The sequence below is a fragment of the Propioniferax innocua genome, from assembly GCF_006716235.1.
Classification (GTDB): Bacteria; Actinomycetota; Actinomycetes; order Propionibacteriales; family Propionibacteriaceae; genus Propioniferax; species Propioniferax innocua.
In genome coordinates this window covers 1,283,746-1,298,251 of record NZ_VFOR01000001.1, presented here as the reverse complement: position 1 = coordinate 1,298,251, position 14,506 = coordinate 1,283,746, and the positions used below count along the sequence as shown (strand labels likewise).

Here is a 14,506-nt window from a genome sequence, read left to right as displayed (position 1 = left end):
TGTCTCTACGTTGTGCCGTGTCTGCCCGGCGCAACGTAGAGGTGGAGCATGCTCAGGAGGTCAGAGATCCAGACCGAAGTCGATGCATCCGGCGGAGTGGGTGAGTGCGCCGATCGAGATCACGTCCGGTCCCGCTTCTGCGAGCCCGCGCACGGTGTCGTGGTTGACGCCACCGGAGACCTCCACCACCACCGGCGCAGGGTGCGCGCGCACCATCGCCACTCCCTCGGCCACCTGTTCGGGGGACATGTTGTCGAGCAACACCCCGTGCACCACCGGTGCAGCCCCGGCCGCGATACGCGTGGCGTCGAGAGCCAGTAGTTCGCCGAGCTGGTCATGGGAATCGACCTCCACCTCCACGCGCACCATGTGGCCACACCGGGCGGCGAGTCGGGCATGCACCGCAGCGATCCCACCGGCCAGAGCGATGTGGTTGTCCTTCACGAGGATGGCGTCGTGCAACCCCATGCGATGGTTGACGCCACCCCCGTGGCGGACCGCGGCCTTCTCCAGCGCGCGAAGACCAGGGGTGGTCTTGCGTGTGTCGACGATCCGGACGCCCGTGCCGTCCACCAGATCGACCATGCGGGCAGTGTTCGACGCCACGGCCGAGAGACGTCCGAGGAAGTTCAGGGCCGTCCGTTCGGCGGTGACGATGGAGCGGGCCGATCCGGAGATCTCGCCGACGACATCACCGGGTTCGACGCGATCACCGTCGGTCCGCATCCAGGCGACCTGAAGCCTCACATCGACGGCTCGACATGTCGCCTCAACCACCGAGGTGCCCGAGATCACCGCATCTTCGCGGGCCACGATCCGTGCAGTTCCCGACTCGTCCTCATCGAGGGTCGTCATCGATGTGAGGTCACCGACATCGCCCAGATCCTCGATCAGGACCCGTTGCACCAGTTCGTCCAAAGCCATTGCGATCATGCCGTTGCTCCCTTCGTTGCGAGTGATGGATCGTCGACGCGCCGGTGCGCGCCGCGACTGTTCCGGTGATCGAGTGCGGCATGGGCCACGAGCCATGCGACGTAAGCGGCATCATCGGACGCCACCATGGGGGCGAGTCGTTCGATCGTGGCGCGGATCCCGGATGCGTCACGCAGCACCCCGCAACCGGCCTCCAGCGTCTCCTGGACCTCGGTGAGATCCATGATCGAACCCGGTCCTCGGGCCACCACGGTGGCCGGATCGGCCGATGGAACCTCGCTCCATCCCTGCCCGCTGCGCGCACGTTCATCACGGATCCAGCAGGCGATGTCGGATGCTGCGTCACGGCCGGTCACGAAGGCTTCGAGCAGTGAGTTCGACGCGAGGCGATTCGCCCCATGCAGACCTGTTCGAGCGACCTCACCTACGGCCCACAGTCCCGGAAGACTCGTGCGTTCACGTCGGTCCACGGTGATGCCTCCCATGGCGTAGTGGGCTGCGGGACGGGTGGGGAGCAGATCGCGCGAGGGTTCCAGGCCGACCTGTCGGCACAGATCGTTGACCTGCGGAAAATGTTCGACGACCCTTTCGACGCCACGGGCGTCGAGATGCACGCGACGTCCGGCCTGCAGCTGTTCCCACACCGCCGCGGCCACCTGATCGCGGGGCCGCAGTTCGTCGACGAATCGTCGCCCGTCCGCGAGCAGTACCGCTCCGGCTCCGCGCAGGGCTTCGGTCAGCAGGGGCATCGGCCCGGTTCCACCGGCGTCCAGGGCCGTCGGGTGGAACTGCATCAGATGAAGATCATCGGTGCGGACGCCCGCCCTCGCCGCCATGGCGACACCTGCGCCGACCGCGTGCGGGGAGCTGGTGGCATGATGCCACAGACCGCCATGTCCGCCGGTGGCCAGGACCACGGCGGCGGCGTCGATGGCACGTCGGCCGGAGGCGTCCTCGATCAGTACGCCTGTGACACGCCCTGTGGTGTTGCCATCTGCCGTGTCATCGTGCCCGGCCGACTCCACGAGCAGATCCACCACCTGAGTGTGTTCGAGGACCTCGACCGGCCCCTTTGCCACGGCCCGCGCGACCGCCGAGGTGATCGCCGCACCACTGGTGTCGCGCACATGGGCGATGCGGCGACGGCTGTGACCGGCCTCGAGGTGGAGATCGAGTTCTCCGGTGGGAGTGGTGTCGAAGGCGACGCCCACGGAACGCAGCTCCTCCATGGTGCCGGGGCCGGCGCCGGTGACGCGAGCGATCATCTCCGGATCCCCGGCGCGGTCCCCGGCGATCCATGTGTCATGGGCGTGGAGCTCGACGCTGTCATCGGGTCCCACTGCGGCTGCGATGCCGCCCTGCGCCAACATCGACGCCGCCCCCTGCGTCAGACGCCCCGGCGTCACGAGCAGGCAGGGGCCGGTGATGGACCGGGCGGCGACCAGGCCGGCCAGACCGGAGCCGACCACCACGACCGGTGCGTTCACTTCACCTCCAACATCCGCTCGATCGCCCGACGCGCGGGGGCGGCGAGTTCGGCGTCGACGGTGATCTCGTGTCGCCCGGTCTCGAGGGCGTGGCGGATCGCCTTCAGCGAATTGCGTTTCATGTGCGGGCACAGGTTGCAGGGACGGATGAACTCGACGTCCGGGTTGTTGGCCGCCACGTTGTCGCTCATGGAGCACTCCGTGATGAGGGCGACGCGACGCGGCTGCTGTTCCTCCACGTATGACTGCATCTGGGCGGTCGAGCCGGAGTGGTCGGACGCCGCCACGACCTCGGGTGGGCACTCGGGGTGTGCCAACACGGTGACACCGGGGTGTGAATCGCGGATCTGGGTGATGTCGGTGGGGGTGAAGCGTTCGTGCACCTCGCACGCTCCCGGGTGGGTGATGACGCGCACATCGGTCTGGGCGGCGATGTTCCGTGCGAGGTACTGGTCGGGAACCATGATCACCTCGGGGACGCCGAGGGATTTGATGATCTCCACGGCATTGCCCGAGGTGCAGCAGATGTCGCTGGCGGCCTTCACCGCGGCCGAGGTGTTCACGTAGGTCACCACCGGTGCCCCGGGGTGCTGACGCCGCAGTTCGGCGATGTCCGCAGGCGTGATGGACTCCGCCAGAGAACAGCCCGAGCGCAGGTCCGGCAGAAGCACGCGCTTGCTCGGGTTGAGCAGTTTGGCGGTCTCGGCCATGAAATGGACGCCAGCCAGCAGGATCGTTCCCGCGTCCACGTTCTGCGCTTCCCTGGCCAGGGCAAGGGAGTCCCCTCCGATGTCGGCGACGGCATGGAACACCTCGGGGGTCATGTAGTTGTGGGCCAGGATCACCGCGTCCTGCTCGGCCTTGAGGCGGTTGATCGCATCGATGTCCTCCACGAACGTGGCCCATTCGACGGTGGGGATGAGGTGTTGCACCTTGGCGTAGGCCGGGTGTTCGGTCGCATCGTTGCGTGCGGGCCGTGCCGTGCTGCTGGTGCTGGACAGGGTCATGGCGGTACCTCTCGGATGTGAGCGTGCTGTTCACCACAGCAAGATTGCTCATGCTGAGCATAACTGTCGAGAGTGAGCATAGTGCTCACATAGAGCATTACAAAGTCCGAGGGGTCTCCGGTGTACAGGCGAGGCGATGAACGGTCAGCGCGAGCGGTGGATCGGCACCTTGGTGCCGACCTGCTGACGCTCGTCCAGGGCCTCGTCACGGAAGCGGTGGAGTTGGGCGGGACGCCCGCCCGTTCCGTGGGACATCCGATCGAGCGGTTCGACGAGCTCGTCCTTTTGGACCGCGCGCCGGAAGTTCTGCTTGTGCACCGACTGGCCGACGATCGACTCGACGACCTCCTGCAACTGCCCGAGCGTGAACTCCCTTGGCATCAACTCCGCGACGACGGGGGAATACTGCAGCTTGGCGCGCAGACGGGACAGCGCGGTGGCGAGGATGCGGCGGTGATCCCACGTCATGGCTTCGCCGGTGGGCACAGAGGTGCCAGTGTGTGGCGCATGCTCGTCAGAGCGTCCCCGACGCGCCTCGCCCACGAGACCGGCCTCCCACAGCAGTTCGTACCGTTGCAGAGCCAACTCCGGGCGCCATGTCGCAGAGCCGACGCCGAACAGGTGCGCCATGCGCGTTCGACGCTCATCGGCGTCGTCGGTGCCGGCTGCCTCCCATGGGCGTAGAGCGTCCACCAAAGCGTCGACGGTCGTGCGCGAATCGCTTCGCCGCCGGTCCTCCCATGGCAGCAGGTCGTACACCGCACGCCAGTTGTCGGCTTTGCCGACGTGGCGGGTCAGGCCCAGGTAGCTGATGGAGATGAGTCGATCGTCGCGGTCGTCGTGGTCGTCGTGGTCGTCGCGGCCGACGCGGCCGAGGTCGGCGAAGGTGTAGAGCTGCTCCACAAAGCCCAGCCGATGGCCGGTCTGTTCGACGGCGAAGTCGCGGACTCCCTCCTGCAGGGACTCGTGGTCGTCGCGCAGAGGGCCGGAGGGCAGCCGTGCCGGGGAGCCGGGGGCCAGGACCTGCACGCCGGTCCGATCGGCTCGCAGCACCACCGCGACCAGTTCGGCATGGAGTTCGGCGGCCGATGCGCCAGATGCGGTGGGGCTGGCGTCGGTCATGCTCCTGCGTCCCGCAGGGCCGCGCGGAGTTGCTTGGAGATTCCCGGATTCGCGGCCACGAGCATGCGTTCGCTCTCGCGTTCGTCGTCCTTGAGGCCGCCGACCCATGCGCCTGCCTCGCGCGCCACCAGAGCGCCTGCGGCGTGGTCCCATGGCTTGGTGCCGAGTTCGTAGTACGCGTCGACGCGGCCCGCGGCCACCGCACACAGGTCCAGCGCGGCCGAGCCCATGCGTCGGATATCGCGGACCGAACCCAGGAGCTGCGCCACGACGCGTCCCTGTGCCGTGCGCCGTGCGGACTCGTAGCCGAAGCCGGTTGCCACCAGGGAGTCGGAGAGTCCGCTGTGGGGTTCGAGCCGCAGCGGGCGACCGTTGAGCGTTGCGCCTTCGCCAGCCCCCGCGCTGTAGACCTCGGAGAGTCTGGGAGCGACCACCGAACCGGCGAGGGTTCGCCACGACGTGGGTTCGGGCTCACCTTCCACCACGGCTACCGAGACTGCCCAGGAGCCGATCCCGTACAGATAGTTGACCGTTCCGTCGATGGGGTCCACCACCCATGTGAGGCCGGTGGTGCCCGAGACTGAGTCGCCTTCCTCGCCGAGGATGGCGTCGTCGGGGCGGGCCCGGGAGATGAGTTCGCGGATGTGCTGTTCGGTGGCGCGGTCGGCCTCGGTCACCACGTCGGTACTGCTCGATTTGGTGGCGGCCACCGCAACACCTTCGTGGCGCATTCGAGCGGCCATCTCGGCGGCCCCGGTGGCGATGTGGATGGCGAGCTCGCGAAGCTCCTTGATCCGGGGTCCGTCCTCGGTGTCTGTTGCAGGGGTGCGATCAGCGGGTTCGTTCACGGAGCCCACGGTAGTGTGTCACCACCTGTTCATGTGGCGCGCCTATTCTATAGCTCATGCTTCACAACCAGAGCCTGCGCGAATACATCGACCGGTTGCGTGCCGAGGGTTACGGCATCAGCGACGGCAAGCAGGAGGATCCCGACCTCGTCGACCCCATGGGGCGAGCGGTCAACACCTGGGAGCAGGACTACCCGTACAAAGAGCGGATGTCCCAGCAGGAGTACGAGGAAGAGAAGTACAAGCTCCAGATCGAGTTGCTGAAGCTCCAGTACTGGGGTCAGGACTACGACCTGCGCCACATCATCGTGTTCGAGGGCCGCGACGCTGCGGGCAAGGGCGGCACGATCAAGCGCTTCACCGAACACCTCAATCCCCGCTATGCCCGTGTCGTGGCGCTCACCAAGCCCAATGACCGCGAGCGTGGTCAGTGGTACTTCCAGCGCTACGTGCAGCACTTCCCGACGTTCGGGGAGATCGTGCTGTTCGACCGTTCCTGGTACAACCGGGCCGGCGTCGAGCGCGTCATGGGTTTCTGCTCCGACGAGGAGTACGAGATCTTCATGGGGCAGGCACCGCAGTTCGAGAAGATGATCATCGATTCGGGTATTCACCTCACCAAGTTCTGGTTCTCGGTGACCCAGCGTGAGCAGCGGACGCGGTTCGCGATCCGCCAGATCGACCCGGTGCGACGCTGGAAGCTCTCTCCCATGGACCTCGAGTCGCTCGACAAGTGGGAGGCGTACACCGAGGCCAAGGAGCAGATGTTCCTGCGCACCGACACCGACTACGCGCCCTGGATCACCATCAAGTCGAACGACAAGAAGCGGGCACGTATCAACGCGATCCGGCACTTCCTCAACCAGTTCGACTACGAGGGACGCGACAACTCGGTGGTCTTCGACCCCGACCCGCTCATCGTGCGACGCGGCCGCGACGCCGTGGACGACTGAGCTTCGACGCCGGTGCGGTGTCAGGCGTTGTACGCGGAGGCGTTTTTTGGGCGATCGAGAAGCTGCCGAACTTTGACAACGCGTGCAAATGACATTGCGTGGTGCGCCGGATGAATGACCGAGCGTCTCGGGGTGGACCTGTAGAAGTGATCGGAGGCGCCGTGGGCTTCGCCGCGCTGTCGGTGGTGTTGTTCTGGCTGCTGAACTTCCTCATGGACGCGCAGACATCGTGGCCCCTGTGGTTGATGGGGGTCGTGTCGGCGGCGTTCGTTGGTGGCGTCATCGCCTATGTGGCGCCGCCCCGTCGGTGGAGATGAGCTGCGGCAACGTCGTGGCGGCGGTGCCGTCGAGGTGCCATGTGGCGTGATCGGTGAACGGTGTCTCGGCCGGATTGATCTCGATCACCGGTGCGCCGTTCCCCAGCGCCACATAGGGCAGGGCGGCGGCCGGTTGGACGATGCCCGAGGTTCCGATCACCACGGCCAGATCACATTCCGCCAAGGCGTCCTGTGCCCGGTCGAAGGCGTCGACCGGGAGCATCTCGCCGAACCACACGATGCCCGGACGCAGCCGGCCGATCCGGCAGGACGCACAGGCCGGTGGTGGTGAGGCGAGCGTTTCGGTGAGGTCCTCGTCCGACCCTGCCCGACCATCGGCGGCGACGCCGGGATCATGCTCGGCTGGCTCGGAGCATTCGTCACAGCGGAATTCGAAGAGCGAACCATGCAGATGGGAGAGCACCTCGGCCCCACCACGCTCGTGGAGGTCATCGACGTTCTGCGTCACCACCTCGAGCCGACCACCGGAATCGCGCAGCCGTGTCTGCCATTCGCCGAGTGCGCGGTGGCCGGCGTTCGGCTCGCACGCACGCACCAACCGTGCGCGCCACTGGTACCAGGACCACACGAGGTTCCGGTCGGCGAGCCAAGCATCCTCAGTGGCCAGGTCTTCTGCCGAGTACTGCTCCCACAGGCCGGTCTGGGCGTCACGGAAGGTCGGGACACCGGATTCGGCGCTCATGCCCGCTCCGGTGAGCGCCACCACGTGTTGCGCCGACGCGACGGCGTCCAACAGATCGGGGTCGAATGTGCCCGTGTCGAACTGCGTCATCGGGATCAGCGTTCCTCGGGGGCGCTCAGTTGGGCGTTCACGGTGCTGATGCGACCCTGCTCGTCGAAGTCGACCGTCACCGGCCCCTGTGGGAACCGGAGCTGGATTCCGGTGAAGCCGGGCGCCCACCCGTGGGGGATGTTGCGTGCCTGGGCATAACCCTGGACGGCGCGGCGGTGGTCGTTGACCCAGCCGCCCTCCTGGATGGGGCCGATGACCACACGGGGGAACGAGACGCCGTCGGGCTGGCCGAGGGTGAAGCCCACCGGGTCGAGGGCGAACACCACCGCGGTGGACCCGGCCCCCACGATGTGGGCCACCGGCATCCCGGTGATCCGACAGCCCACCGCTGCCATGCGATTGGCCGCATGATGGGTGTCGGTCTCGTCGGGAAGGGGGATCTCGCCGTTGCTCAGTTCGGCGATCCCGTTGGACTCCCCGAAGCCGCGGATGCGCTCGGAGAGCTTCACGATGGGCTGGCCCACGAACTGGGGGTTGTTCCACCCCCACATGGCCGAATGCGGATCGGCGGCGACCGACCCGATCAGGTGGGCTCGACAGACGAGTTCGTCACGCTTGTGCAGCTTGGGGATGAAGGTGATCTGCTGCTTCTCCAGATCCACCTTGACCTCCTCGGAGCCACCACCGGTCTGCTCGGTGACGAAGTCGGCGAAGGCGTTCTGTGCCTCGAAGTGCAGCAGGATCGAGTCATCGACCACGTTCTCGTATGTCAGAGCCATACCGCCACCTTAGGGGTTCTTCCACCCCTGCCATTCGGTCGGCCACTGCTCGCTCTTGCCATCCGCCTACCTCTGCGTTGTGCCGGGCAGACGCGGCTTTACGTAGAGGTGGGGTGTGGTGGCTGGTTTGGGTGGCTGCTGTCACCCGTCTGCCTCTGCGTTGTGCCGGGTAGATGCGGCTTTACGTAGAGGTGGGGTGTGGTGGCTGGTTTGGGTGGCTGCTGTCACCCGTCTGCCTCTGCGTTGTGCCGGGTAGATGCGGCTTTACGTAGAGGTGGGGTGTGGTGGCTGGTTTGGGTGGCTGCTGTCACCCGTCTGCCTCTGCGTTGTGCCGGGCAGACGCGGCTTTACGTAGAGGTGGGGTGGGGTGGCTGGTTTGGGTGGCGCTGACAGCAGTTCAGTTCTGCGTTGTGCCGGGCAGACGCGGCTCAACGTCAAGCTGGCGCTGACGCTCGCGGCGTCGCAGAGCCACGTCGCCGATGAAAACCAGCACCGCGACCCAGACGATCGCGAAACCCAGCCACCGGGACGCCGGCATGGGCTCGCCGAGGACGCCCCAGCCGATGATGAACTGCCCGATCGGAGCGATGTACTGGAACATCCCGACCCACGAGAGCGGGATGCGTGAAGCAGCAGCGGCGAAGAAGATCAGGGGAACCGCGGTCAGGACGCCGGTCCCGGCCAGCAGCGTCGGCAACAACCACCCGGTGGATCCGGTCACCAGATCGCCGCGGGCCCAGAGCAGGACCACCGCGATCAGCGCGGGTGCCAACAGGAACAGAGTCTCCAGTGTCAGCCCCGGAATGGCGCCCAAAGGGCGGGCCGTCGAACGTCCCAGGCGCCGTTTCACCAGGCCATAGATGGCGAATGACGTGGCCATGAGCAGGGAGAGAAGGGGCAGCGTGCCGTAGGCGACGGTCATGACGACCACGGCGGCCACGCCGATCCCAATGGCCACCCACTGCAGGATGCGAAGCCGTTCCCGGAGAACCAGAACGCTCAACAGCACGGTCATCAACGGGTTGATGAAGTACGCCAAGGAGGCCTCGAGCACACGACCGGTGGTGGTGGCGAAGATGAAGCACAACCAATTGGTGCCCATCAGTAGAGAGGCGAGTGACAGCCAACCGACCGTCTCCCGTGATGCGACGGCCTCGCGCAGATGGCTCCAACGGCCGACGAGCTGCATCAGCAGCAGACAGAAGAAGACCGAGAACACGACCCGGATCGCCAGGATCTCGATGGGGCCGGCCTCGATGAAGACGAACAGCAGGGGCAACAGAGCCCACAGGCCGTAGGCGCCGATGGCGTACAACGCTCCACTGCGGAGCTCGGTCGCGTCGTGCGTACCGGGGGAGTCGGGGGTGGTCACCGCCGCAGCCTAACCGGGGGGAGGGAGGAAAGGCTGCGGCGGTGGATCGTGGACGCCGCGCGTCGTTCAGAGGTGCGCGCCGGTCAGAACGGCACGCCGCATTGCAGGATCACGTTCGCGTAGCTGGTCGTCTCGCCGGAGCGCACGACCACCGAGGCGTCACGTACCCGTTCCTTGAGCTCGGCGTGGGAGATGTGCTCCACGTCGTCGAAACGTTGATCGAGCCAGTCCCCGGCAGGGGTGGAGACGGCTTCGTGAGCCGCCACGACGGATTCGACCACGATCTCGTCACGCACCGCATCGAGAACCTCGATGAAGCGGGGCACCCCGAACACGAGTGCGAGGTCGATGACCTCGACATCGTGGGGAATGGGCAGTCCACAGTCGGCGATCACCACGGTGTCGGTGTGTCCGAGACGGGCCAGGGCCCCACTCAGTCGGGCGTTCAGGATGCCGCTCTTCTTCATGGCGTCACCTCGGGCAGTTCATCACCCTGACGCGGGTACGAGGGCTGTGCTCCGGGCCCGAGACAGGCGTGGGCCCCGACGCGAGTGGCGACGCGTGCCGCGTCCACGAGCGAATCACCTTCGGTGAGACGCCAGCACAGGGCCCCCACGAAGGCGTCCCCGGCGCCGGTGGTGTCCACCGCCACCACCTGGGGACTCGGTACCTCGTGCAGGCCGGAATCGTCGGCGATGATCGCGCCTTCGGGCCCGACGGTCATCACCACCGAAGGAACCCCCTGCTCTCGCAGAGCCAGGGTGAGGTCCTGCCATGAGATGCCCACAGGAGGCTCCTTGCCGGTGAGCAGAGCCAAGGCGAGCGCCCCCTCGTGTTCGTTGACGATCAGGGGGTCTGCTCGCCGGAGACAGTCGGGGTCCACCTCGATCACCGGGGCGAGATTCACGACAAGACGTCCTTGGCAGGCATGAACAGCGGCCTCGAATCCGGAACGAGGGATCTCGCCCTGAAGCAGGACGATCTCCGAGCCACCGATCAGTTCCTCGTGTGCCTTCACCGTTCGGGCATCGACGTGCGCATTGGCGCCGGCGTTGATGACGATGGTGTTCTCTCCTCGGGCATCCACCACGATCACCGCCAGGCCCGTGGGTCCCGGCACCGTGGCGACGCCCAGCAGATCGACCCCCGACTCCTTTAGCCCGACGAGTGCCGGCGCGGCGTTGGCGTCATCGCCGACCGCGCCGACCATGCGGACGCGAGCGCCGAGCAGCGCGGCGGCCACGGCCTGATTCGCGCCCTTGCCGCCGGGCTTGACCAGGCCCCCCTGCCCGGCGAGGGTCTCACCGGGCAGGGGGTGACGCTCCACGGTCATGGTGAGGTCGGCGTTCACCGATCCCACCACGGTGATGCCGGGGTGCATCACTGGAAATCACCCACGTTCTCCTTGGTGACATTCACAACCTCGACGGGAACCTCGGACTCGGGCTCCTCGCCGTCCAGGATTGCCTTGGCCTGCTCCACGGCCAGTGCGCCGAGCTCGGCGGGCTGCTGAGCGATGGTGGCGGTCATGGAGCCGTCCTCGATCGCTGCGATGCCGTCCTCGGTGCCGTCGAAACCGACCACGGCGATCTCATCGGTGCGGTCACCCAGCGCCTCGATCGCTCCCAGTGCCATCTCATCGTTCTCGGCGAAGATCGCCTTCACATCGGGGTTTGCCTGCAGCAGATTGGTGGTCACGTCGAGGGCCTTGGCCCGGTCGAATCCGGCGGTCTGCTTGGCAGCCACCTTGATGTCGGGGTAGGAACCGAGCCCTTCGTCGAAGCCCGTGCCCCGGTCACGCGAAGCGGAGGAACCCGGGATGCCCTGCAACACCAGGACGCTGCCCTTCTCGTCGATGGCGCTGGCCACCTCGTCGGCGGCCTGCTTGCCGCCGGCCACGTTGTCGGAGGAGACGAATGAGGCCACCTCGGCGTCGTTGACGCCACGGTCCACCGCGACCACGGGGATCTGGGCGTCATTGAGCTGCTTGACCGCGGGGCTCACCGCGTCGGAGTCGGTAGGGTTGACGATCACCACATCGGCGCCGGTGGTGGCGGCGTTGTTGAGTTGGTTCACCTGGGTGGCCGCATCGTCGGAGGCGTCCTGGATCTCCAGTTCGATGCCGAGCTCGTCGGCCTTCGCCTGCGCGCCGTCACGCAACTGGACGAAGAACGGGTTCGTCTGCGTGGACAGAGCCAGCAGGACCTTGCCGTCGCCGGCTTCTTCGCCGCCGCGATTGCAGGCCGACAACCCCACGCTCAGCGTCAATGCCGCGAACAGGGCCGTTGCCTTCTTGAATGTTCCCATCATGATCTTTCCCTTCATGGATGTGTTGGGTCGGGGAGGTGTGAAGCGTCAGGATTTCTTGGAGCGGAAGACGTCGAAGCCCACGGCGACGGCGATCACGATGCCGATGACCACCTGCTGCCAGAACGACGAGACGTTCAGGATGTTCAGGCCGTTGCGGATCACTGCGAGCAGCACCGCGCCGATGAGAGTGCCCGACGCCTTGCCGCTGCCACCGGCGAGCGAGGCTCCGCCGATGACGCAGGCGGCGATCGCATCCATCTCATAGGCGACGCCGGCCTGCGGCTGGGCAGAGGACAGGCGTCCGGCCAGCACCATGCCGGCCAGTCCGGCGAACAACCCCGAGAGGGCGTACACGGTGACCAGGATGCGACGTACCGGGAGGCCCGAGAGGCGTGCCGCCTCGGCATTGCCGCCGATGGCGTACATGGACCTTCCCAGCACGGTGCGGGTGAGGATGAACCAGCACACCAGGCCGGCGAGGACCATCATGATGATGGGGACCGGCAACATGCCGATGTTGCCGCCCATGGTGTTGACCGCGTCCGAGGTTTTGATCGGGGTGCCGTCGGAGATCACCAGGGTCAGACCGCGGGCCACCGACATCATGGCCAAGGTGGAGATGAACGCCGGGAGCTTGCCGTAGGCGGTCGCAAGACCCGAGATGGATCCCGCCAACAGGCCGACGAGCAGGCCGATGATCAGCGTCAGCCACCCCGGGAGCCCGGCGTTGCTGAACATGAACGCCGATGCCATTGCGCCAAGGGCTGCTACCGAGCCCACTGACAGGTCGATGCCGGCGGTGACGATCACGAAGGTCATGCCGAACGCCAGGATCGCGACCACTGCGGCCTGGATGCCGATGTTGATGAAGTTGGGGATGGTGAGGAAGTCCGGTGTGGCGATGAAAAGGCCGATGCACAGCACGATCAGGCCGACGAGCGCACCGTTGTCCAACGCGAAACGTCCGAGACGCTGGGCGAAGGAATCCTGCTTGCGTGACGACTGGGCGTCCTTCTGGGAGCCGGACGTCGTGGGTTGTGCGGTTGAGGTGCTCATGATGCCTTCTCCTCGGAAGTGGGGTCCGATGTGGCGATGTCATCGGTGGCCGATGGGGTGTTGCTGACGGCGAGCGCCATGATGGAGTCCTGCGTCGCCGTGGCAGGATCCACCTCGCCGGCGATGCGTCCACGGCTCATGACGACGATGCGGTCGCTCATGCCCATGACCTCGGGCAGCTCGCTGGAGACCATCACCACGGCGTGACCTGCTTCGGTGATGGCGTTGATGAGTTCGTAGATCTCGACCTTGGCGCCCACGTCGACGCCGCGGGTCGGTTCATCGAGCAGGAGGACGTGGGACTCGGCCTCCACCCAACGGCCGAAGACGACCTTCTGCTGGTTGCCGCCCGAGAGGTTCTTGACCTCCTGATCGAGGCTGGCGAGCCGGATGCGGAGTCGATCGACCACCCCCTGGGCCCTGCGTCGCTGCCCGCCCAGGTCCGCCAGGCCCAGGTGACTTGTGGACCGCAGCGTCGCATAGCCGATGTTCTCCTGCACCGAGGCGCCCAGCACGAGGCCTTCGGCCTTGCGGTCCTCGGGCACCAGTCCGATGCCGTTGGCGATGGCGGAGGTGACGCTGTTGCCGGGCACCCGACGCCCGCCCACGGCGACAGATCCGGCGTCGTAGGCGTCGACGCCGGCGATAGCGCGCAGCACCTCGGTGCGTCCGGCCCCGACGAGACCTGCGATGCCCAGGACCTCACCGGCGTGGACCTGCAGGTCGATGTCGGCGAAGGCGCCCTGGGAGGTGAGCCCCTGAACGTCGAGGACCACATCCCCCGGGTCGGCGGACCGGCGGGGGAACTGCTCGGCGATGTCGCGGCCCACCATCATGCGGATCAGTTCCGGTTCGGGGGTCTGTGCGGAGACGGTGTCGATGTACTGGCCATCGCGGATGACGGTGACGGTGTTGCCGATCGTCGCGATCTCATCGAGATGGTGCGAGATGAAGGCCATGGCGACGCCCTTGGCCCGTAGCTCCTCGACCACGTCGAACAGGGCGGAGATCTCCTTGCCGGTCAGCGCGGCGGTGGGTTCATCGAGGATCAGGATCCGTGCGTCGGTGGCCAGGGCCTTGGCGATCTCCACGAGCTGCTGGCGCGCCACGCCCAAGGTCCCGACCGGACGGTCGAGGTTGACGTCCAGACCGATGCGGTCGAGGGCCGCGCGGGCTCGGCGACGCATCTCGCGGCGGTTGACGAGGCCGAAGCGGCTCGGGGTGTTTCCCAGGACGATGTTCTCGGCGACGCTCATGTTCGGCGTCAGATTCAGTTCCTGGTGGATCGTCGCGATCCCATGGGCCGCCGCCACGCGTGTGTTCGGGAGCTGAGTCTCTACGCCGTCGATGAGGATGCGGCCACCGTCGGGCTGGTAGACGCCACACATCATCTTGATGAGCGTCGATTTGCCGGCTCCGTTCTCGCCGAGCAGGGCGGTGACCTGCCCGGGATGGAGATGAACGGTCACATCGTCGACGACGGTGATCGGGCCGAAGCGCTTGGTGACGCCGTCGAGGGTCAGGACAGGCTGTGCTGCCCCGGTCTGCACGCTGCCTCCTTGGGCTGC

The 14,506-nt window shown here is 66.6% G+C and carries 15 protein-coding genes; 2 read left to right on the top strand and 13 right to left on the bottom strand.

What is annotated here, in order from left to right:
- Positions 1–60 precede the first annotated feature (60 nt).
- The 5 genes from nadC to FB460_RS06100 form a co-directional block, all read right to left on the bottom strand.
- Positions 61–933: a carboxylating nicotinate-nucleotide diphosphorylase gene (nadC, locus tag FB460_RS06120; RefSeq protein WP_142093147.1), complete on the bottom strand. Its 873-nt coding sequence runs from the start codon at positions 931–933 to the stop codon at positions 61–63.
- Positions 930–2,420, bottom strand: a complete 1,491-nt coding sequence (locus FB460_RS06115) for an L-aspartate oxidase (protein ID WP_142093146.1) — start codon at positions 2,418–2,420, stop codon at positions 930–932. The genes nadC and FB460_RS06115 overlap by 4 nt, the downstream gene beginning before the upstream one ends.
- A complete protein-coding gene (gene nadA / locus FB460_RS06110) occupies positions 2,417–3,427 on the bottom strand; it encodes a quinolinate synthase NadA (protein ID WP_142093145.1) in 1,011 nt (336 codons plus the stop codon). Before nadA ends, FB460_RS06115 begins: the two co-directional genes overlap by 4 nt.
- A 144-nt stretch (positions 3,428–3,571) precedes the next feature.
- Positions 3,572–4,549: an NUDIX hydrolase gene (locus tag FB460_RS06105; protein ID WP_142093144.1), complete on the bottom strand. Its 978-nt coding sequence runs from the start codon at positions 4,547–4,549 to the stop codon at positions 3,572–3,574.
- Positions 4,546–5,397, bottom strand: a complete 852-nt coding sequence (locus tag FB460_RS06100) for an inositol monophosphatase family protein (protein WP_142093143.1) — start codon at positions 5,395–5,397, stop codon at positions 4,546–4,548. Before FB460_RS06100 ends, FB460_RS06105 begins: the two co-directional genes overlap by 4 nt.
- A 56-nt stretch (positions 5,398–5,453) precedes the next feature.
- On the opposite strand from FB460_RS06100, the gene ppk2 reads away from it, so the two are divergent.
- Positions 5,454–6,350: a polyphosphate kinase 2 gene (ppk2, locus tag FB460_RS06095; RefSeq protein WP_142093142.1), complete on the top strand. Its 897-nt coding sequence runs from the start codon at positions 5,454–5,456 to the stop codon at positions 6,348–6,350.
- Positions 6,351–6,496: 146 nt separating this feature from the next.
- Positions 6,497–6,667 carry a hypothetical protein gene (locus FB460_RS06090; protein WP_170209969.1) on the top strand — a complete coding sequence of 57 codons (171 nt, stop codon included), beginning with the start codon at positions 6,497–6,499 and terminating at the stop codon, positions 6,665–6,667.
- On the opposite strand, the gene FB460_RS06085 is transcribed toward FB460_RS06090, so the two are convergent.
- The 8 genes from FB460_RS06085 to FB460_RS06050 form a co-directional block, all read right to left on the bottom strand.
- Positions 6,630–7,460, bottom strand: a complete 831-nt coding sequence (locus FB460_RS06085; protein WP_142093140.1) for an NAD-dependent deacylase — start codon at positions 7,458–7,460, stop codon at positions 6,630–6,632. The two genes, FB460_RS06090 and FB460_RS06085, sit on opposite strands and share 38 nt — an antisense overlap.
- A gap of 5 nt (positions 7,461–7,465) precedes the next feature.
- Positions 7,466–8,200 carry a DUF6882 domain-containing protein gene (locus FB460_RS06080; RefSeq protein ID WP_142093139.1) on the bottom strand — a complete coding sequence of 245 codons (735 nt, stop codon included), beginning with the start codon at positions 8,198–8,200 and terminating at the stop codon, positions 7,466–7,468.
- A gap of 397 nt (positions 8,201–8,597) precedes the next feature.
- Positions 8,598–9,572 carry an EamA family transporter RarD gene (gene rarD, locus FB460_RS06075; RefSeq protein WP_170209968.1) on the bottom strand — a complete coding sequence of 325 codons (975 nt, stop codon included), beginning with the start codon at positions 9,570–9,572 and terminating at the stop codon, positions 8,598–8,600.
- 83 nt (positions 9,573–9,655) lie between these two features.
- The gene (gene rbsD / locus FB460_RS06070) at positions 9,656–10,039 is read right to left on the bottom strand and encodes a D-ribose pyranase (RefSeq protein ID WP_142093138.1); all 384 of its coding nucleotides are present in this window, start codon (positions 10,037–10,039) and stop codon (positions 9,656–9,658) included.
- Positions 10,036–10,953 carry a ribokinase gene (locus FB460_RS06065; protein ID WP_142093137.1) on the bottom strand — a complete coding sequence of 306 codons (918 nt, stop codon included), beginning with the start codon at positions 10,951–10,953 and terminating at the stop codon, positions 10,036–10,038. The genes rbsD and FB460_RS06065 overlap by 4 nt, the downstream gene beginning before the upstream one ends.
- A complete protein-coding gene (locus tag FB460_RS06060) occupies positions 10,953–11,882 on the bottom strand; it encodes a substrate-binding domain-containing protein (RefSeq protein WP_211345849.1) in 930 nt (309 codons plus the stop codon). Before FB460_RS06060 ends, FB460_RS06065 begins: the two co-directional genes overlap by 1 nt.
- Before the next feature lie 45 nt (positions 11,883–11,927).
- Positions 11,928–12,938, bottom strand: coding sequence for an ABC transporter permease (locus FB460_RS06055; protein WP_142093136.1), 1,011 nt, complete (start codon positions 12,936–12,938; stop codon positions 11,928–11,930).
- On the bottom strand, positions 12,935–14,488 hold the full coding sequence (locus FB460_RS06050; protein WP_246044254.1) for a sugar ABC transporter ATP-binding protein: 1,554 nt from the start codon (positions 14,486–14,488) through the stop codon (positions 12,935–12,937). Before FB460_RS06050 ends, FB460_RS06055 begins: the two co-directional genes overlap by 4 nt.
- Positions 14,489–14,506: the final 18 nt, after the last annotated feature.

What these genes read in the sequence shown, in the direction of transcription:
- nadC (WP_142093147.1), bottom strand. Translation starts at nt 933, where the DNA reads ATGATCGCAATGGCTTTGGACGAACTGGTGCAACGGGTCCTGATCGAG.
- nadA (WP_142093145.1), bottom strand. Translation starts at nt 3,427, where the DNA reads ATGACCCTGTCCAGCACCAGCAGCACGGCACGGCCCGCACGCAACGAT.
- FB460_RS06105 (WP_142093144.1), bottom strand. Translation starts at nt 4,549, where the DNA reads ATGACCGACGCCAGCCCCACCGCATCTGGCGCATCGGCCGCCGAACTC.
- ppk2 (WP_142093142.1), top strand. Translation starts at nt 5,454, where the DNA reads ATGCTTCACAACCAGAGCCTGCGCGAATACATCGACCGGTTGCGTGCC.
- FB460_RS06085 (WP_142093140.1), bottom strand. Translation starts at nt 7,460, where the DNA reads ATGACGCAGTTCGACACGGGCACATTCGACCCCGATCTGTTGGACGCC.
- FB460_RS06080 (WP_142093139.1), bottom strand. Translation starts at nt 8,200, where the DNA reads ATGGCTCTGACATACGAGAACGTGGTCGATGACTCGATCCTGCTGCAC.
- rbsD (WP_142093138.1), bottom strand. Translation starts at nt 10,039, where the DNA reads ATGAAGAAGAGCGGCATCCTGAACGCCCGACTGAGTGGGGCCCTGGCC.
- FB460_RS06065 (WP_142093137.1), bottom strand. Translation starts at nt 10,953, where the DNA reads ATGCACCCCGGCATCACCGTGGTGGGATCGGTGAACGCCGACCTCACC.
- FB460_RS06060 (WP_211345849.1), bottom strand. Translation starts at nt 11,882, where the DNA reads ATGATGGGAACATTCAAGAAGGCAACGGCCCTGTTCGCGGCATTGACG.
- FB460_RS06055 (WP_142093136.1), bottom strand. Translation starts at nt 12,938, where the DNA reads ATGAGCACCTCAACCGCACAACCCACGACGTCCGGCTCCCAGAAGGAC.